Below are 18,833 nucleotides of genomic sequence, written 5' to 3'. Positions count from 1 at the left end.
CCTGACCGGTAGACTGGTCTGACCAGTAAACCAGACGAGACGGCAGGGTCAAGATGGAATTCGAGCCGGTCGCCCCTGTCCGCGCGTACCAGCGCGTCGTCGAACAGATCGAGGAAGCCGTGTTCAGCGGCCGGATCAAACCCGGCGACCGGCTGCCGAGCGAACGCGAACTGATGGTCCAGTTCGACGTCGGCCGCTCGACCGTGCGCGAGGCGCTGCGGGTGCTGCAAGCGGCGGAAATGATCCGCTCGCGGCCGGGCGATCCGCGCGGTCCCGAAGTTCTCGCCGCCTCCCCCGCCGTTCTGCACCGGTCCATGCACCGGCTGGCGCGGGCCGACCACCTCGGCCTGTCCGAACTCCTGCAGTTCCGCATGATCCTCGACGGTTCCGCACATCTGCTCGCCGCGCAGCTCAGGACCGAAGACCATCTCGCCGAACTGGGCACGGCGCTGGAGGCGATGCGCGCGGGCGTCACGAAGGGATTCGCCGAATTCGGTCACGCGGACGTCGCGTTCCACGAAGCCATCGCCCGTGCGACGGGGAATCCGCTGCTGGTGATCAGCGGCGAGGTCGTCCGCGGGGTCGTGCTGGAACTCATCGAGGACAAACTGGAGCACGCCGACGACCGGACAGCGTTGATGCGCAACTGGCTGGCGCATCACGAAGAAGTACTCGAAGCGATCCGGGATTCGGACGGCGAACGCGCGTCGCGGCTGGCGAAACAAGCGCTCTACGACAATTACGCCGAGTACGTCCCCGAAGAACAACGTCGTCTCTTACAGCCACTTCTTTCGTAACACTCTGTCGCGCCGGGCCGACTCACTCCTACACTCGCTCAAGTGGGGGATGCCATGGAGCCTTCAACAGCCCGTAAGGGAGTCGGTCTCGCGCTGTCCGGCGGTGGTTACCGCGCGATGTTGTTCCACACCGGAGCCCTGTGGCGGCTCAACGAACTCGGCTGGCTGTCGAAGATCTCGACGTTCTCCAGCGTCTCCGGCGGCTCGATCGCGGCAGGGGTGCTCGCGCACGCTTGGTCGGATCTGAAGTTCGAGAACGGCGCCGCGAACAACTTCTACGACGAGGTCGTCGCGCCGGTCCGGAACCTCGCTCGGACGCGTCTCGACATCCCGGTCACTTTGCGTGCCATGGCCATTCCGTGGCGGAGCGCCGGTGAGGAGCTCGCGCGGGTGTACGCGAAACACCTGTTCGGCGACTGCTGTCTCAAGGATCTGGACCCGGCGGGCCCGCAGTTCGTCTTCACCGCGACGAACCTCCAGGACGGCGCGCTGTGGTGGTTCTTCCGGCAGCACGGGCCGCACGGGAACATCCCGCTCGCGACCGCGGTGGCCGCGTCGTCGGCGTTCCCTCCGATGCTCTCGCCGGTGGTCATCCACGACCCGCTTTCGGCCGATGCGGGCAAGAAGATCGTGCTGAGCGACGCCGGTGTCTACGACAATCTCGGCCTGGACCCCGTCGAGGGGCAGTGCGCGACGGTGCTGGTCAGCGACGCGGGCAAGCGGATGAAGGTCAAGCAGAAGGTCCCCAGCGATTGGGGGCGGCAGCTGTTGCGCGTCCTCGACGTGATCGACAACCAGGTCCGCGAACTGCGGCGGGGCGCGTTGCTGAAGTCCTATGTGGAGAAGGATTTCGCGGGAACGTACTGGGGAACCTACGTCGATCTGGAGAACTTCGAGCTGGCGGATTCGCTGGCCGCGCCGGTCGGGCTCACGCACAAGCTGGCGGAAACCCCGACGCGGCTGACGAAGCTGCCGGAAGTGCTGCAGGAGCGGCTGATCAATTGGGGTTACGCGGCTTGTGACGCCGGGATGCGGAAGTGGGTCGAGCCGGAGGCCGCGGCTCCCGCGGGGTTCCCGTTCCCGGCCGCGGGTGTCGGCTGAGCGGTCCCCCGGACGCTATGAAAGGCCCGTTACTTGCAAAATTTGCAAGTAACGGGCCTTTCATGGCGCTCTCGTCGGGCGAAGGTCAGGCGACCAGGTTCGCGTAGACGATGATGTTGTCCTTGTAGCTGTGCTCTTCCTTGTCGAAGACACCGCCACAGGTGATCAGCCGCAGCTGCGGCTTGTCCGTGTTGCCGTAGACCGCGTCCTCGGGGAACTGGTCCTTGGGCACCTGGTCCTTCTTCTCGACCACGAACTTCAGGCTCTTGCCGTCGCTGCGGTCGACGAGGATCTCGTCACCCGGGTTGACGTCCTTGAGCTTGAAGAAGATGCCCGGCTGTTTGTTGCCGTCGACGTGCCCGAGCACGATCGCCGGGCCGACGTCGCCGGGCACCGGCGAAAGCTGGTACCAGGCGGCCTGCATCGGCTTCTTGGCCGAAGGGACGGCCATCTTGCCGTCCTTGTTGACCGCGACCGCGATCAGGTTCGACTCCGCGCCGATCTTGGGGATCTTCACGTTCGTCGGCCTGGTGCCGCTGAACGGCTTCGTGACCGGGACGGTCGATTCCGCCGGCGCCTGCTGTGCGGCGGGCGCGGGCTCGTCGGAACCGCAGCCGGTCAGTGCGAGGGAAAGGATCAGGGTGGCCGCGACCGCGCGGCCACCCCGCCTCAGGAACTTCGTCGACATCGATCAGGCCGCGGTAGCGCCGAAACCGGTCTCGATGCCGCCCTTGGGGGCGTACTTGACCTGCTTCTCCGGCTTGCCCGGGGTGCCCGCGCCGCCGCCGATGGGCGACTCGAACTCGATGTCACCCTTGCCGGCCTTGCCCGCGCAGGTCCAGGTGAAGGTGCTGGAGTTGCCCTTGAAGGACTTCTTCACCTTCACGATGTAGACCCAGTAGCGGCCGTCGTCCTCGGCCTGGTTGCTGTACAGGGTGTCGAAGTCCGGCGCCGAAACAGCGGCGGGCTCGCCCGACGCGCAGGCGATGACCAGGGCGCCGACACCGTTCTCGCCGATGTAGCCCGCGCCGACGTTGTCGACGTAGGGCTCCTCCGGCGGGGTGGTCGGCTTCTCCGAGGTGGAGGTCGGCGACGGCTTGCCGGAAGTCGGCTTGCCGCTGCTGCTCGAGGTCGGCTGCTGCGACGACGACGAGGCCGGAGTGCTCGACTCGGGCGGAGCCGTCGTCACCTTGCCGCCCGTCCACGAAGGCTCGGGTGCCGGGGTGGACGTCTCGCTCGAGGGTGCGGGAGGCGTGGTCGTCGTTTCGTCCTGCGCCATCGCGGCCGGCGTCACGGCCAGCGAGATGACGGCGCCGGCCAGCACCGCGCCCGCGAGGCGGCCCAACGTCTTCTTCAAAGTGATCTCCCAGTGGAAAAGCATCGCAACGCACGGTGACCCCCACCATGCGGCCACCCGGGGGAAAATCCCACGTTCGGGTGACAGCGCGATCCTGCCGGAAAATCGCAGGTCAGCTGTAGCGAATAGACAGTGACAAAAACCACTGTGAAAACCGGTAACAACGAAGTGACCCCGCTCGATACAAGGGCCCGGAAGTCGCTCAGCAGAGGGAAAAGCCTCGCGGCGACGAAGGAATGTTAACACCCGAACGACCGGAACGGTTGCCATCCGGAAGCATTTTTTCCTCTTCCGCCCGACGCTGGAAAACCACCGGTTTTCTTGGGGAAACGACCGCTTTCCGCGATTCCACAGCGTTTTGTTACCGGCCGGTTCACACGTTCGGAGTACTCGACCGTGAGGTATCGACCATCCAAGGGCGGACATCGGTACCCCTCAACACGAAGGTCACGATTAGAACACCAGGAACAGCGCCACGGCGAGGGACACCGCACCGAGGAGGCCCGCGACGAACAACCAGGGCCTCGGCGAGGTCCGCTTCCGCACCGCCCGGCCGCCACCCACCACCGCGGCCAGGAGCCCGACGCCGAACCCGATCCCGGGAATGAAGGTGGCGAGCGTCCGGTTTTCGGCGTCACAGGCCCAGATCTCGTCACTCGGACAGGGCGCCGCCGCGAGTTCGGCCAGCACGCCCGTCGCGACGATCGCGAGGAATCCGAGCACCAGGAGCCAGAACAGGCCCCACATCAGTTGCCCCAGCCGCCGGGGCGCTTTCGTCTCCTCCACGCGCTTCAGGTTAGGGCGTCAGCCGAGCGCCGAAGCCAGATCCGTCCAGAGATCTTCGGGATCCTCGAGTCCGACGCTGAACCGGACGAGCCCGGCGGGCACGTGCGCGTCGCCCGCCAGCCACGCCCGCCGCTCGACCAGGCTCTCCACTCCGCCGAGGCTGGTGGCGGCGCGGATCAGCCGCAGCGAACCGATGACCTTGTCCGCGGTCTCCGCGTCCGGGAGTTCGAACGCGATCATCGTGCCGGAACCGGGATACCGCACCCGGGTGATCGCGGGGTGATCCAGCAGCCGCGCGGCCAGCAGCGCGGCCGTGCGGGTCTGCTCGGCGAGGCGGACCGGCAGCGTCCGCAGGCCGCGAAGAGCGAGCCAGGCTTCGAGCGCACCCGGGGTCGCACCCATCCGCGTACGCGCGTCTCGCAGGTCCTTCGCGACGCCTTCGTCGGCCGCGATCGTCAGCCCGAGCAGCAGATCGCTGTGGCCGCCGATGAGTTTCGTCGCGCTGTGCACGACGATGTCGGCGCCGAGCTCGAGCGGTCGCTGCCCGAGCGGGGTGGCGAACGTGTTGTCCACCGCGACCAGCCCGTTCGCGGCGGCGGCGATCGTCTCGATGTCGATGACGTCGAGCGTCGGGTTCGTCGGGGATTCGAGCCAGAGCAGGTCGGCGTCCGCGGCCGCGACCCAGGCGTCCGTGTCTTCCGGCGCGAGCTCGGTGACCACCAGGCGACCGGTCCGGTGCGCGTGCGCGAGGAGTCCGCGGGACCCTGCGTAGGAGAACGTCGGGACGCAGACCTTCGCACCGACCCGCAACGTGTCCACCACCGCGCTGAGCGTCGCGATCCCCGACGCGAACGCGGTGGCGTGCCCGCCTTCGAGCGCGCCGATCGCGGTTTCGAGGGCTTCCCAGGTCGGGGTGCCGTTCTCCCGCGAATACGCGCGGTCGGCGCCGGCGTCGAAGGTGCTCGCCGCGACGATCGGCACGTTCAGCGGTTCGCCGGGGCCCTCCGGACGTCCGGCTGCGACGGCGAGGGTGCGGGGTGACCAGTCGTTCGTGTCCACCCCGCCACCGTAAACCGTGCCCTCGCTAGTGGGCGTACACCTCGAACTCGTAGAGGGAGTAGCCGTACTTCGTGCCTCGCTGAACCCCGGCCATCCGGACATAACGGCCGTCCGTGGCCTCGAAGGCGACGTTGTCCTGCCCGCCGTCTCCGTCCACTGTGGACGCGACGTCACGCCAGTTCGTCCCGTCGGACGAGACCTGCACCTTGTACGCCTTCCCGTACGCGGATTCCCAGTGCAGGACCACCCGGGAAACCCGCTGCGCGGAGCTGAGGTCGACGGTGATCGACTGGTTGTCGCTCCAGTCGCTCGCCCAGCGCGTCGAGAGGTTGCCGTCGATCGCGTTGGACGGCGGCGAGTTGTACCAGCCTGTCTCGTGGCTGCTCGCGCTGATCGACCGGCCGGTGGCGAGGTTGGCGATGTTGTCGCCGCGTTTCGCCGGGAACTCGACGACCTGCTGGAAGGTCGGCCGGTTCTGGGTGCTCATCTTGTCCTGCGTGATGCCGCCGAGCGCGCGGTGGATGATCGTGTCGGCGCACCACTGGTCACCCGCGGCGCAGTCGCCGTCACCGGGGTACACGGTGTTGGCGGGCTGGGCGGCGGCCTGCGTCAGCGAGTCGACCAGGATCTGACGGCAGGCGTTGACATCGCCGCCACCGCAGTACTTCACGGGTAGCGGACCGGCCACGTTCTGCCCGAGGACCGAGCGGATGTCCTTGTGCACGTAGCCCCACCAGCCGGCCTGGTACGACGAACCCGCGTGCGACTGGCCGACGTGCTTGCCGGGCACCTCGTTCTGCCAGCCGGACGGCGACTCGTTGATCTTCAGCACGCCCACCATGGCGGCGTAGGCGGCGTCGCCCATGCCGGGTTTGAACTGGGCGTTGACCAGGAGCGGCCACCAGGCGTCCATCACGCGGATCGCGTCGGCGTTGGCGTAGGCCTTGCTGCCGGGCGAGGTCTCCGAGCGCAGGGCGCCCGCGGCGAGCCAGGTCTTCAGCTTCGCCACCGCGTCCGCGGCCGGACCGGTCACGGGCGCCTTGTCGATCACCTTGAGCAGTTCCGGCAGCACCTTCTCCGCGCGGAGGTCGGCCAGCGCCGCCTCCTCCATGGCCTGCGTGAGGTTCACCCGCGTCACCTTGGTGCCGCTCGAGACCATCTTCTTGACCCGCGCGTCGATCAGATCACCGCGGTGCACGGAACTCTTGTCCGCGCCGCTGGCCGCGTAGCCGTTGGTCTGCGCGTTGTTCCAGCTGATGTAGTAGTCCTGGTTGATCGACTGGGGATGCTGCGAAGACGGCGTGTAGTTCGCGAGGTTGCCGTCGGGATTCCAGCCCTGCCAGTCGAATCCGGCGTCGGCCTTGACCGGCATCGCCGGGTCGACGTTCGGATTGCGAACCGGGTTCGAGCCCGAGTTGAAGTACGCGATGTCGCGGGAGTCGGCGTAGAACCAGTTGTAGGTCTGGTTCACGTCGGCCGCCGCGGCCTGGAAGTCCTGCGCGGACTTGATCGCGTCCGGGTCGTTGAACTTCTGGAAGCCGATGATCGTGTCGATCTCGTGCTGGAAGGTCGACCGCAGCGACGCGTACGCGACCGGCTTGCCGCCCACGAGCGCCCGGCTCGTCACCGGTCCGTATTTCGTGCGGAAACTCCGCAGGGTGTACGAACCCGCGGCCGTCCCGTCGGCGATGGTGGGCTTCCAGGCGTTCTTGCGCTCGACGATCTCGAACGGCAGGCACTGACCGCGGAACCGGTAGAAGCCGGAGTTCTTCGTCGGCGCGGAACCGTTCTGCTCGCACAGCTCGACGGCGTAGGTGTCGGTGATGTCCTGCGACGCCGAAGTCGCGCTCCACGAGTAGTCCTTGCCGCGGCCGAGCAGCACGTACATGCTGATGCCCGCGAACGAGGCGCCCCGGGCGCTGATGCCCGGACCCTGGAGTTCCTGCAACATCAGCAGTTGCGGCGCGAAGTACCCGGCCTGCGGGCCGAAGACGGCGACCGGGTGACCGCTCGCGGTCTTGGCACCGGAGACGACCAGCGCGTTGGACATGCCGTGCTTCTCGGAGAGAAGGTTGCCGGGCAGGACCCCGTTGTCGAAGATGCCGCGGACGGCCTTCTGGTCGTCGGGCGCGGGAACGTCCACCTTGGCGGGCGTCGCCGTCCCGGCGGAACCGGTCGGATCGAAGACGAGCTGCTGACCGGAGACCGAACCCTTGTCGGGTATCGCGGCGCCCTGCGGAGTGGCCGGCGCCTTGCCGTAGTCGAAATTCTGTCCATTGTGGAGGGTCTTGACGGTCTCGGGATCGTCCTCGGACCGGAGGCTCTTCCAGACCTTGTCGCCCTGTTCGAGACCGTACTTCTCCTGCATCGCCATCTTCGCGATGGCGTTCTGCACCTCACCGCCACCGCCTGCGCCGAACTGCGCGCCGACCACCGCGGCGAGCACGACGAGGTCGGTCAGCTTGAACGGCTCGATGGTCCCGGCGTTGGTGATCGCGTCGACGTGCCCGGTGAGGACGTACTCGCCGGGGAAGTAGCGGCCGCTGTGCGAATCGGAGATGTACTTGTTGACACCCTGGACGTAGGCCTCGGCGTCGGCCTTGCCCTGCGCGCCGCGCGGACCGCTGGCCGCGGCGTCGTCGATCTGCTTCTGCAGTTCCTGCTCGGTGTAGGGCGCCGAGGCGAAGAAGCTCTGCTCGAGCTCACGGTTGCCCTGCGCGCCACCGGCGTACGAAGTCAGCTGGCCGCGTCCGACGCGGCGCATGATGTCCATCAGCCACAGGCGATCCTGCCCCGCGGCGTACCCGGCGCCGTACATCGTTCCCGGCCGCGTCGTGCCGACGATCCGGGGAACACCGGTCGCCTTGTCCCGGGTGATCGTCACGTCCGCACGCGGTTTGATCGTGCTCTCGACCTGCCCGGACTGGACGCCGAACGAGGCGTCGTTGAAGAACTGGTTGATCTTGTCGGTGGTCAGCGTCTTGTAGCCGTCGGCGAGCGAGGCGTACCTGCCGAGCTGGTCGGCGGAATGCGCGGGCCGGGTGCCGAGCGCCTTGTGCGCCAGGATCTCGGCGAGGGTGGCGTTCCCCTTGGTGCCGGGCGGCAGGATGTCGGAACACTGGCCGCCGCAGTAGTCGTCGAGTGCGGCCGCCACCACGGAGTTCGCCTGGGGTTCCGCCGCGTTCGCCTGCAGGGCCGGGACGGTTCCCGCCACGAGGGTGAGCCCCGCCAGCGTCGTCAAGACCCGTATGCCTCGTCGCATGAAAGACCTCCGTCGTCGGAGAGTGACGAGGCGCACACTACCCACGGGTATCCAAATTTGTGAAGACTATTCGCGTTCTTGCCACCGTTCGGCGGAACACTCGTCCTGCGAACCCCGGACCTGCATATGTAGGTTGGGGGCATGTCTTTGGAGAAGCCCCAGATCGACCGCCCCGAGGGGCCCGCGCCCTCCGACCTGGAGAAGACCGACATCTCTGTCGGCGACGGCCAGGAAGCGAAGACCGGCGACACCGTTTCGGTGCACTACGTCGGTGTCTCGCATTCGACCGGCGACCAGTTCGACGCCTCATGGGACCGCGGCGAGCCGCTTCGCTTCGGTCTCGGCCGTGGCCAGGTCATCCCCGGCTGGGACCAGGGCGTCGCGGGCATGAAGGTCGGCGGCCGTCGCCAGCTGGTCATCCCGCCGCATCTGGCCTACGGCGAACGCGGCGCCGGCGGCGTCATCAAGCCGAACGAAACCCTGATCTTCGTCGTAGACCTCATCGGCGTGAACTGACCCACACGAACACTGCACGAAGGGAGCCTTCGCCTCATCCAATGGGGCAAAGGCTCCCTTCGTCGCGTGACATGAGGGGAAAGTCCCCTTCAGCCCCACCCACTCGCCAACCGCACCCTCACGCACCGTGGGGGTCCGGGGGGCTCGGCCCCCCGGGAGTCGACGAGCGACGACCAACGCGAAAGAGGCCCCGTCGCGCTAGCGACGGGGCCTCTGAACAAGAGTGGGCGAGGAGGGAGTTGAACCCTCACGTCCTTTCGGACACACGGACCTGAACCGTGCGCGTCTGCCATTCCGCCACTCGCCCGAGTGCTTCGTTCTCTGACAGCTCGCAAAGCGTAGCAGGCTGATTTCACGGGTTTCACCGGGGGCCGTGTCCGACTGGCCGTACCCGGATAGGATCGACGGGGAAAGCAGACGTGTGAGGAGGTTGCCCGGTGGGCCGCGTAGAGCGCTTCGATAGGCGGCTCGAGAACCTTGTGGGCAATACCTTCGCGCGCATGTTCGGTGGCAACGTCGTCACGCAGGAAGTGGCGGTGGCGCTTGAGCGCGAGAGCGAGGAGAACGTTCGTGAGCTGGCCGGTGGTCGACAGCTCGCCCCCAATCACTACATCGTGTCGTTGGGGCAGGCTGATCACGAGCGCATGGCCGGAGACGAGCGACGGGTCACGTCGGTGTTGGCGGGGGCGGTCAAGGAACACCTCGCCGAGCACGGTTGGGACACCTATGGTGACGTCGTAGTTTCGCTCGAGCGCAACGAGGCGCTGCATACTGGACAGTTCAAGACCCGTTCGTCCGTCGATCCCGACGTCAAACCACCTGGCGCCGAAGGTTCGTCACGGTCGGCACGACCCAGCAACGCAGGAGACCCAGCAATGAGCCAGCCCCCCGGCTACGGCCAATACGACCAGGGTGACCCGTACGGCCAGCAGCAGGGCCAGTACGGCTACGGACAGCAGGCTGGCCAGCAGCAGCCCGGGTACGACCAGGGTTATGGCGGCCAGCAGCAGGGCGGCTACGACCAGGGTTACGGCGGCGCCCAGCAGCCCGGTTACGACCAGTACGGCGGCCAGCAGCAGCAACAGCCCGGGTACGACCAGGGCTATGGCGGCGCTCAGCAGCCCGGCTATGACCAGTACGGCGGCCAGCAGCAACAGCCCGGGTACGACCAGGGTTACGGCGGCGCCGCCCAGCAGCCCGGGTACGACCAGTACGGCGGCCAGCAGCAGCAACAGCCCGGGTACGACCAGGGTTACGGCGGCGCCGCCCAGCAGCCCGGCTATGACCAGTACGGCGGCCAGCAGCAGCAACAGCCCGGGTACGACCAGTACGGCGGTGGCCAGCAGCAGTACGGCCAGCCCGCCGCGGACCCGTACGCGCAGGGTGGCGGCTACGGCGGCCAGCCGGCGGCGGGCCGTCAGCTCGCCGCGAGCCTCCAGCTGGACGACGGTTCGAACCGCTCGTACTCGCTGAAGCAGGGCGGGAACGTCGTGGGCCGTGGCCAGGACGCCGATTTCCGGCTGCCGGACACGGGTGTCTCGCGTCGTCATCTGGAGATCACCTGGGACGGCCAGAGCGCGACGCTCGCGGACATCGGTTCGACGAACGGGACCACCGTCAACGGCACCCCGGTGCAGACGTGGCAGCTCGCCGACGGCGACGTGATCCGCGTGGGCCACTCGTCTCTCGTGTTCCGTACGCAGGGCTGATCGGCGGCGTCCGAAGGGGGTACCGCAGAATTGCGGTGCGGGACCTGTGGTGGATCGGCACCGCGGGTCGTAGCGGAGAGCAAGGCTGTTCGGAGCCGACCATCCCGGACGGCACGGGCTCTCCGCGGCGTACAGGAGAAACGGGAGCGGACACAACAAGTGCCAGAGCTGGTCGTTCAACTCACCAGAGTGGGCTTTCTCGTGCTGCTCTGGCTCTTCGTGTTCGCCGCGTTGCGTGTCGTCCGTTCGGATCTGTACGCGGCCTCCGGGCTGCGAGTCGCCGTCCCGACGTTCGGACGCAAGAAGAAGGAAAACAAGAAGCCGCGCGGCGGGAAGTCGCCGCAGCAGCTGCTCGTGACCCATGGCGCGCTGGCAGGCACCCGGATCGCCTTGGACGGCAGGCCGATCCTGATCGGCCGCGCCGACGACTCGACCCTGGTGCTGGACGACGACTACGCGTCGACCCGGCATGCCCGGATCGCCCTGCGCGGGGAGGATTGGTACGTGGAAGATCTGGGCTCGACGAACGGGACGTACCTCGACCGGGCTAAGGTCACGGCACCCCTCCGGGTCCCGCTCGGAGTCCCCATCCGGATCGGCAAAACGGTGATCGAGCTTCGCCCATGACTCTCGTCCTCCGCTACGCGGCTCGCAGCGACCGGGGCCTGGTGCGTTCCAGCAACCAGGACTCCGTGTACGCCGGACCCCGCCTGCTCGCCCTCGCCGACGGCATGGGTGGTCACGCCGCCGGTGAAGTGGCCAGCAAGGTCGTCATCGCCTCGCTCGCCCCGCTCGACGACGATGACCCGAGCGACGATCTCCTCGCCCAGCTGCGCGAGGCCGTCCAGAACGGCAACGCCGCCATCGCCGAACTCGTCCAGCAGGACCCGGACCTCGACGGGATGGGCACCACCCTGACCGCCGTGCTGTTCGCCGGTTCGCGGATGGGTGTCGTGCACGTCGGCGACTCGCGGGCGTATCTGATGCGCGGCGGGCAGTTCTCGCAGATCACGCGGGACGACAGCTTCGTCAACGAACTTCTCGAACAGGGCCGGATCACGCCGGAAGAGGCCGCGGTGCACCCGCAGCGGTCGCTGCTGCTGAAGGCGCTCACCGGTCACGAGGTCGAGCCGAGCCTGACGGTGCGCGAAGCCCGCGCCCACGATCGCTACCTGATCTGCTCGGACGGCCTGTCCGGCATGGTCAGTGACGAAACGCTCGCCGAGGCGATCCAGATCCCGGATCCGCAGGCCTGTGCGGACCGGATGATCGAGCTGGCGCTCAAGGGCGGCGGCACGGACAACGTCACGGTGATCATCGCCGACGTCGTCGACGTCGACTTCGGCGAGGACGCGCCCATAGTGGGCGGCGCCGCCGGTGACGGCAGTGACGAGTTCCACCAGGGCGACTCCCCCGCCGCCAGGGCGAGGGCGCTGACCCAGCCCGCGCCGCAGCCGCGTCCCGAGGTCCAGCCACCGGAGGAGGACCCGAAGGTCAAGCGCCGGAGGCGATTTCGCTGGCTGGCGGGAGCAGTGGTCGTCCTGATCGTGCTGGCCGCGGCGGCGATCGCCACGCGGTATTTCGTGCTGAGCCAGTACTACGTCGGCGAAGGTCCCGGCGAGGAGGTCGTGATCTACCGCGGCGTCCCCGGCAGCATCCTCGGCATCGACCTGCACTCCTACGAGCAGGGCTCGTGCCCGCCGGGCGGGCTGTGCACCGACAAGCTGCTGGTGCCCGCGCTCCAGGAGGACGCGCGCATCGCGGTGAAGAACGGCGTCAAGAAGGACAACCTCGACGACGCCCGCAAGTACATCGACGACTTCCTGCGGCCGCACAAGCAGCTGGCCGACTGCAAACCGAACACCAGCTCGACTTCCACGTCGCCTCCCGCGTCGTCGCCGCCTCCGGCGTCGTCCTCGGCGGCACCCCCTTCTACCCCCGCCTCGCCGAACTCGGCGAACCAGCCAGCGGGGAGGGACTGCTCGACGCCGGCCACGGCAGCACCAGGGGGCGGTAACTGATGAGCACGCCGCTCGCCGATCCGGCTTCGGCCCAGTTCGCCACGAACCCTCCGCGCGAGCTGCCCACCCGGCGCGGGACCGAGCTCGTTCTCCTGGCTTTCGCGACGTTCATCGTCACCATCGCGCTCGTGCTGGTGGAAGCGAACCAGGAGCAGGAGCTCACCAGCTCGATCATCTGGCTGGGGCTGTCCTACCTCGCGGTGCTGACGGCGGCGCATCTGGCGGTCCGCCGCTGGGCGCCGTACGCGGACCCGGTGATCCTGCCGTGCGTCGCGCTGCTGAACGGGCTCGGCCTGGTGATGATCCACCGGATCGACCTGGCATTGGCGGAACGCGCCATCCAGCAGGGCAAGGAATACACCCCGGACGTCTCCAAGCAGGTGTTGTTCACCGCGATCTCGCTGGTGCTGTTCGTGGTGGTGCTGGTGGTGATCAGCGACCACCGCACGCTGACCCGCTACGGCTACATCTGCGGTCTGGTCGGCATCGTGGCGCTCGCGCTGCCCGCGGTGCTGCCGTCGACCCTTTCCGAGGTCAACGGCGCGAAGGTCTGGATCAAGCTTCCGTTCTTCTCGATCCAGCCCGGCGAGTTCGCGAAGATCCTGTTGATGATCTTCTTCGCCTCGTTCCTGGTGACGAAACGGGACCTGTTCATGGTCGCGGGCAAGAAGATCGTCGGCGTCGAACTGCCGCGCGCCCGTGACCTCGGCCCGATCCTGATCGCGGCGGCCGCCTGCCTCGGCGTGCTGGTGTTCGAGAAGGACCTCGGGACGTCGCTGCTGTTCTTCGGCGTCACGCTGGTGATGTTGTACGTCGCGACCGAACGGGTCATCTGGGTGGTGCTGGGCGTCGGCTTCTTCGCCGTCGGCGCGATCATCGCCTACAACCTGTTCACGCACGTCCAGCAGCGGGTGCGGAACTGGATCGACCCGCTCGCCACCTACGACGACGCGGGTGGCGGCTACCAGGTCGCGCAGGGCCTGTTCGGACTCGGGACAGGCGGTGTCGGCGGGACCGGCCTCGGCGCCGGACGGCCGGACATGGTCCCCGAGGCCAAAACGGACTTCATCACCACCGCGATCGGCGAGGAACTCGGTTTCATCGGCCTCGCCGCGATGCTGATGCTGTACCTGATCCTGGCGATGCGCGGGATGCGCAGCGCCCTCGCGGTCCGCGACACCTTCGGAAAACTCCTCGGCGGCGGCCTGTCGTTCGCCCTGGTCATGCAGATCTTCGTGGTCGTCGGCGGCGTCACGAACCTGATCCCGAACACCGGGATCACCGCCCCGTTCCTCTCCCGCGGTGGTTCTTCACTGCTCGCGAACTACATCCTGGTGGCCCTCCTGCTCCGAATCTCCGACGCCGCCCGCAAACCCGCCGCGCGGCCGAAGCCGCAACAGCCGCAAGCGCCGCTCGCGGAAGCGCACACGGTGATGGTCCAGCGGCCGCCCGCGAACGGTGAGGGGAGCGCTTCGTGAACACCCCGCTCCGCAAGGTCGGCGTCGCCATGCTCGTCATGGTGGTGCTCCTGCTGGCCAACGCCACCTACATCCAGGTGGTCAAGGCCGACGACTACCGCACGGACTCGCGCAACCTGCGCGTGCTCTACGAGGAGTACTCCCGCCAGCGCGGCCTGATCGTCACCCCCGACGGTTCCGCGCTCGCGAAGGTCGACCCGTCGAACGACAAGTACAAGTTCATCCGGGCCTACGCCGACGGCCCGATGTACGCGCCGGTCACCGGCTACTACTCGATCAACTACGGCTCGGGCGGACTGGAGCGGTCCGAAGACGACGTCCTCAACGGTTCCGACCCGCGGCTGTTCGTCCGGCGCCTGTCGGACATGGTCACCGGCCGCGACCCGCGCGGCGGGAACGTGAAGCTGACGATCAACCCCGCCGTGCAGAAGGCCGCGTACGACCTGATGACGCAGAAGGGCTACACCGGCTCGGTGGTCGCGCTGGAGCCCAAGACCGGGCGCATCCTGGCCATGGTCTCGACGCCGTCGTACGACCCGAACAAGCTCGCCTCGCACGTCGGCAAGGAGCAGATCGCGGCGTGGGGCGAGTGGCGCGACGATCCGAAGAAGCCGATGCTCAACCGCGCGATCTCGGAGACCTACCCGCCGGGTTCGACGGCCAAGCTGATGGTGACCGCGGCCGCGCTCGAAAACGGCAAGACGGCGGACACACCGGTCAACACCGCGCCCAACGTCAAGCTCCCCGGCACGCAGACGACGCTGGAGAACTACGGCGGTGCGCCCTGCAAAGGCAGCACGCTGAAGGAAGCGCTGCGGTACTCGTGCAACGTGCCCTTCGCCGAACTCGCGGGCGAACTCGGCAAGGAGAAGCTGAACGCGACGGCGAAGAACTTCGGTGTGGGCGAGGACCTGACCGTGCCGATGCGGGTCGCCGGTTCCACCCTCGGCCCGCTCGACTCGAAGGCCGCTCTGTTCCAGAGCGCCATCGGGCAGCGCGACGTGCGCCTGACGCCGATCCAGGACGCGCTGCTTTCGGCGACCATCGCGAACAACGGGATGGCGATGAAGCCGCAGCTCGTGCAGTCGCTGCTGGCGCCGAACCTGTCGACCATCGAGGACTACACGCCGACCGAACTGACCGGCGACGCCGCGATGTCCAGCGCGAACGCCGCGATCCTGCGCGACATGATGCTGGCGTCGGAGGAGAACACGAAGGGCGCCGGCAAACGCGGCGACATCCAGATCGCCTCCAAGACCGGCACCGCCGAACACGGCAACGACCCGAAGGCCACCCCGCCGCACGCCTGGTACACCGGGTTCGCGCCGGCGATGGACCCGAAGATCGCCGTCTCGGTGATCGTCGAGTCCGGCGGTAACCGCGGGCTCGAAGCGACCGGTGGCACCGTGGCCGCGGAGATCGGCCGCGCCGCCGTCAACGCGATGCTCGGGGGTGGATAGCGCATGCTGTCCTCGGGTCAGCTGCTGGCCGACCGGTACAAGCTGACGAACCGGATCGCCGTCGGCGGGATGGGCGAGGTCTGGCAGGCCAGCGACACGCGGCTGGACCGGACGGTCGCGGTCAAGATCCTCAAGGCGGAGCTGTCCGGCGACGCCGAGTTCCTGCACCGCTTCCGGACCGAGGCCCGGATGACGGCGTCGCTGAACCACCCCGGCATCGCCGCGGTGCACGACTACGGCGAGACCGTCGCGGACGAGCTGTCGATCGCGTACCTGGTGATGGAGCTGGTCGAAGGCGATCCGCTGGCCGCGATCATCACCCGCGAAGGACGGCTGAACGCCGAGCGCACCCTGGACATCCTCGAACAGGCCGGGAACGCGTTGCAGGCCGCGCACGAAACCGGTCTGGTGCACCGCGACGTCAAACCGGGCAACATCATGGTCACCCCGGCCGGGCAGGTGAAGATCACCGACTTCGGTGTCGCGAAGGCCGCCGACGCCGCCCCGGTGACCAGGTCCGGCATGGTCATGGGCACCGCCCACTACATCGCCCCCGAGCAGGCGCTCGGGCACAACGCCGAACCGGCGAGCGACGTCTACTCGCTGGCCGTCTGCGGCTACGAATGCCTGACCGGGCACCGGCCGTTCCTCTCGGAGAACGCGGTGACGGTCGCGATGATGCACATCCGCGACCTCCCGCCGCCGCTGCCGCCGGACGTGCCACCGGGCACCCGCGCGGTCATCGAAGCGACCCTGATCAAGGATCCGAGACAGCGGTACAACAGCGGTGGCGAGTTCGCGGCCGCGGTGGCCGCGGTCCGCGCCGGCCTGCCGCTGCCGACGCCGTCGGGCTTGGTCAACGTGGCCTACGCCGCGGGCCAGCCGCCCTTGATGCCGCAGCAGGGACCGCCCGGTCCGCACTCGCCGCCGAACCCGATGGTGGCGGTCGGACCGGCGTCGCATCCGGCGATGCACCCGGTCACCGGCCCGCCCCCGATGGCGGTCCGCCGTCTGCCCGGCAAGCGGCCACAATGGGGCTGGTGGGTGCTGCTCGCGGTGATCCTGATCGCAGTACTGGTGGCAGGAGCCTTCCTCATCGTGAGACTGGTCGGTTCGGGCAACGGACCGCAGTCGGGCGGCGTGGACACGAGTGAACAGGCACCGGCTCCGGGTAAGAAGTCTGTAGGTCCTTCACCGACATCCGCGTATCCCGCGGGGCCGGCGGAGGGCAGCACCGAGGAGTCGGCCGGGCAGGCCAATCCAGGAATGATGAGCAGCAAACCTTGGACGGAATGGAACGGCACGCAGAGATGAGCACACCAAGACTGCTCAGCAACCGCTACGAGCTGGGAGACACGCTCGGCTACGGAGGCATGTCCGAGGTCCATCACGGCCACGACGTGCGCCTGGGCCGGGAGGTGGCGATCAAGATCCTGCGCGCCGACCTGGCGCGGGATCCCCAGTTCCAAGAACGTTTCCGTCGTGAGGCACAGAACGCGGCGGCACTGAACCACCCGGCGATCGTCGCCGTCTACGACACCGGCGAGACGAACACCGAGTTCGGCACGCTGCCCTACATCGTCATGGAGTTCGTCGAGGGACGGACTCTGCGGGACATCGTCAAGACCGAAGGCCCGATGTCGCAGAAGCGGGCGATGGAGGTCATGGCCGACGTCTGCGCGGCGCTGGACTTCTCACACCGGCACGGCATCGTGCACCGCGACGTCAAACCGGCGAACGTGATGATCACGAAGAACGGCGCCGTCAAGGTGATGGACTTCGGCATCGCGCGCGCCATGCACGACGGGCAGTCCGCGATGACGCAGACCGCCGCGGTGATCGGCACGGCGCAGTACCTCTCGCCGGAGCAGGCCCGCGGTGAGTCCGTCGACGCGCGTTCCGACGTCTACGCCGCGGGCTGCGTGCTGTACGAACTCATCACCGGCGAGCCGCCCTTCACCGGCGACTCCCCCGTGGCGGTGGCGTACCAGCACGTCCGGGAAGACCCGAACCCGCCGTCGTCGGTGAACCCGGCCGTGGCGCCGGAACTCGACGCCGTCGTGCTCAAGGCGCTCGCGAAGGGCCCGGCGAACCGCTACCAGTCGTCGGCGGAGATGCGTTCGGACCTGGTCCGCACGCTGTCCGGCCAGCGGCCCGCCGCGCCGATGGTGATGTCGGAGGACGAGCGCACCCAGGTCATGGACTCCGACCGCCGGGCGCCGCAGCGCTACGACCAGTACGAGGAAGAAGACGAAGACCCGGCCGCGAAGAAGAAGCGCCGCGCCTGGTTGATCGCCGGCCTCGTCGTCTCGCTGGCGGCGGTGGTGCTGCTGATCATGTGGCTGTCCAACGCCTTCAACAGCACCGGCGCGGAGAGCAAGGCGATCCCGAGTGTGCTCGGCCAGTCCGAAGCGACGGCGAAGAGCACACTGCGTGATGCGGGCTTCACCTCGCAGGACAGCAAGAAGGTCCCCTGCACCGGCCAAGCGGCCAACGGCCTGCCCGCCTGCGATGAGAACGACATCGACAAGGTCATCGCGATCAACCCCGCCCAAGGTCAGATGACGCTGACCACGGAAAAGATCACGCTGACCATCGGCGCGAAGCCGGGCAAGGTCAAGACCCCGGACCTCAAGGGCAAGTCCCAGAGCGAGGCCGAGACTGCGCTGACCAGTGCGGGTCTGCTGCTCGGGGTGACCACCGAGCAGGAGACCGACGAGCCGAACAACGCGGGCAAGGTCCTTTCGCAGAACCCCGGCGCGCAGGCCGATGTCGACCAGGGCTCCAAGGTCGACATCACGGTCGGGAAGTCCAAGGAACTGAAGACGGTCCCGAACTTCAAGGGCAAGACGAAGTCCGAGGCCGACGCCGGGCTGAGGCAGGCCGGGTTCACGCCGAGTTTCAAGACCGCCAACTCCAGCGAGCCCAAGGACACCGTCATCGAGCAGACCCCGAACGGCGGAAAGCTCGCCGTCGGCGGTGTGGTCACGGTGACCGTGTCGGACGGCAGCCAGGAGACCTTCGACATGCCGAACCTGAAGGGCATGACGGAGGAGCAGGCCACCCGCCAGTTGCAGCAGCTGGGCTGGAGCGGCCAGATCAACACGCAGGCCGACAAGAACGGCGACCGGGACGACGCGGGCAAGGTCAGCAAGACCAACCCGCAGGCCGGTGCGAAGGTCGCGAAGAACGCGCCGATCACGCTGTTCATCGTCGAAGGCGACGAGACGCCGACAACGTCGAGTAAGTCGAACGGCTTCCCCATCCCGGGTAGCGGCGGATAGTAG

The 18,833-nt window shown here is 67.9% G+C and carries 15 protein-coding genes and 1 tRNA gene; 10 read left to right on the top strand and 6 right to left on the bottom strand.

Features of this window, described 5'->3' with window-relative positions; translation table 11 throughout:
* Positions 1-53 precede the first annotated feature (53 nt).
* Both BKN51_RS34795 and BKN51_RS34790 read left to right on the top strand, forming a co-directional pair.
* The gene (locus tag BKN51_RS34795) at positions 54-797 is read left to right on the top strand and encodes a FadR/GntR family transcriptional regulator (RefSeq protein WP_101611629.1); all 744 of its coding nucleotides are present in this window, start codon (positions 54-56) and stop codon (positions 795-797) included.
* 54 nt (positions 798-851) lie between these two features.
* Positions 852-1,898, top strand: a complete 1,047-nt coding sequence (locus BKN51_RS34790) for a patatin-like phospholipase family protein (protein ID WP_101611628.1) — start codon at positions 852-854, stop codon at positions 1,896-1,898.
* 85 nt (positions 1,899-1,983) lie between these two features.
* On the opposite strand, the gene BKN51_RS34785 is transcribed toward BKN51_RS34790, so the two are convergent.
* From BKN51_RS34785 to BKN51_RS34765, 5 genes are all read right to left on the bottom strand, one after another.
* Positions 1,984-2,586: a class F sortase gene (locus tag BKN51_RS34785; RefSeq protein WP_101611627.1), complete on the bottom strand. Its 603-nt coding sequence runs from the start codon at positions 2,584-2,586 to the stop codon at positions 1,984-1,986.
* Between the two features lie 3 nt (positions 2,587-2,589).
* Complete coding sequence (locus BKN51_RS34780) at positions 2,590-3,279, bottom strand: hypothetical protein (protein WP_101611626.1); 690 nt, start codon at positions 3,277-3,279, stop codon at positions 2,590-2,592.
* 429 nt (positions 3,280-3,708) lie between these two features.
* On the bottom strand, positions 3,709-4,041 hold the full coding sequence (locus BKN51_RS34775; RefSeq protein ID WP_101611625.1) for a hypothetical protein: 333 nt from the start codon (positions 4,039-4,041) through the stop codon (positions 3,709-3,711).
* Positions 4,042-4,059: 18 nt separating this feature from the next.
* Positions 4,060-5,100 (bottom strand): trans-sulfuration enzyme family protein, encoded by a 1,041-nt coding sequence (locus BKN51_RS34770; protein ID WP_101611624.1) that lies wholly within the window; start codon positions 5,098-5,100, stop codon positions 4,060-4,062.
* A 25-nt stretch (positions 5,101-5,125) separates the two neighbouring features.
* A complete protein-coding gene (locus BKN51_RS34765; RefSeq protein WP_174720487.1) occupies positions 5,126-8,362 on the bottom strand; it encodes a penicillin acylase family protein in 3,237 nt (1,078 codons plus the stop codon).
* 141 nt (positions 8,363-8,503) lie between these two features.
* Between BKN51_RS34765 and BKN51_RS34760 the strand changes: the two genes are divergently transcribed.
* A complete protein-coding gene (locus tag BKN51_RS34760) occupies positions 8,504-8,878 on the top strand; it encodes an FKBP-type peptidyl-prolyl cis-trans isomerase (protein ID WP_101611623.1) in 375 nt (124 codons plus the stop codon).
* Positions 8,879-9,102: 224 nt separating this feature from the next.
* On the opposite strand, the gene BKN51_RS34755 is transcribed toward BKN51_RS34760, so the two are convergent.
* A tRNA-Leu gene (locus tag BKN51_RS34755) sits at positions 9,103-9,185 on the bottom strand.
* Positions 9,186-9,315: 130 nt separating this feature from the next.
* Between BKN51_RS34755 and BKN51_RS34750 the strand changes: the two genes are divergently transcribed.
* From BKN51_RS34750 to pknB, 7 genes are all read left to right on the top strand, one after another.
* Positions 9,316-10,587: a DUF3662 and FHA domain-containing protein gene (locus tag BKN51_RS34750; protein WP_101611622.1), complete on the top strand. Its 1,272-nt coding sequence runs from the start codon at positions 9,316-9,318 to the stop codon at positions 10,585-10,587.
* A 159-nt stretch (positions 10,588-10,746) separates the two neighbouring features.
* Positions 10,747-11,214 (top strand): FHA domain-containing protein FhaB/FipA, encoded by a 468-nt coding sequence (locus tag BKN51_RS34745; protein ID WP_007030429.1) that lies wholly within the window; start codon positions 10,747-10,749, stop codon positions 11,212-11,214.
* Entirely contained in the window at positions 11,211-12,608 is a 1,398-nt protein-coding gene (locus BKN51_RS34740) for a PP2C family protein-serine/threonine phosphatase (RefSeq protein WP_101611621.1), read from the top strand. Before BKN51_RS34745 ends, BKN51_RS34740 begins: the two co-directional genes overlap by 4 nt.
* Positions 12,608-14,086: an FtsW/RodA/SpoVE family cell cycle protein gene (locus tag BKN51_RS34735; protein WP_101611620.1), complete on the top strand. Its 1,479-nt coding sequence runs from the start codon at positions 12,608-12,610 to the stop codon at positions 14,084-14,086. The genes BKN51_RS34740 and BKN51_RS34735 overlap by 1 nt, the downstream gene beginning before the upstream one ends.
* Positions 14,083-15,546 carry a peptidoglycan D,D-transpeptidase FtsI family protein gene (locus BKN51_RS34730; protein WP_101611619.1) on the top strand — a complete coding sequence of 488 codons (1,464 nt, stop codon included), beginning with the start codon at positions 14,083-14,085 and terminating at the stop codon, positions 15,544-15,546. The genes BKN51_RS34735 and BKN51_RS34730 overlap by 4 nt, the downstream gene beginning before the upstream one ends.
* Positions 15,547-15,549: 3 nt before the next feature.
* Positions 15,550-16,860, top strand: coding sequence for a protein kinase domain-containing protein (locus BKN51_RS34725; RefSeq protein WP_101611618.1), 1,311 nt, complete (start codon positions 15,550-15,552; stop codon positions 16,858-16,860).
* The gene (gene pknB / locus BKN51_RS34720; protein ID WP_101613639.1) at positions 16,857-18,830 is read left to right on the top strand and encodes a Stk1 family PASTA domain-containing Ser/Thr kinase; all 1,974 of its coding nucleotides are present in this window, start codon (positions 16,857-16,859) and stop codon (positions 18,828-18,830) included. Before BKN51_RS34725 ends, pknB begins: the two co-directional genes overlap by 4 nt.
* Positions 18,831-18,833: the final 3 nt, after the last annotated feature.

The organism is Amycolatopsis sp. BJA-103, from assembly GCF_002849735.1.
In the GTDB taxonomy this organism is placed as follows: domain Bacteria; phylum Actinomycetota; class Actinomycetes; order Mycobacteriales; family Pseudonocardiaceae; genus Amycolatopsis.
Note: the sequence above shows the minus strand (reverse complement) of the source record. Positions and strands in the feature narration are given on the sequence as shown.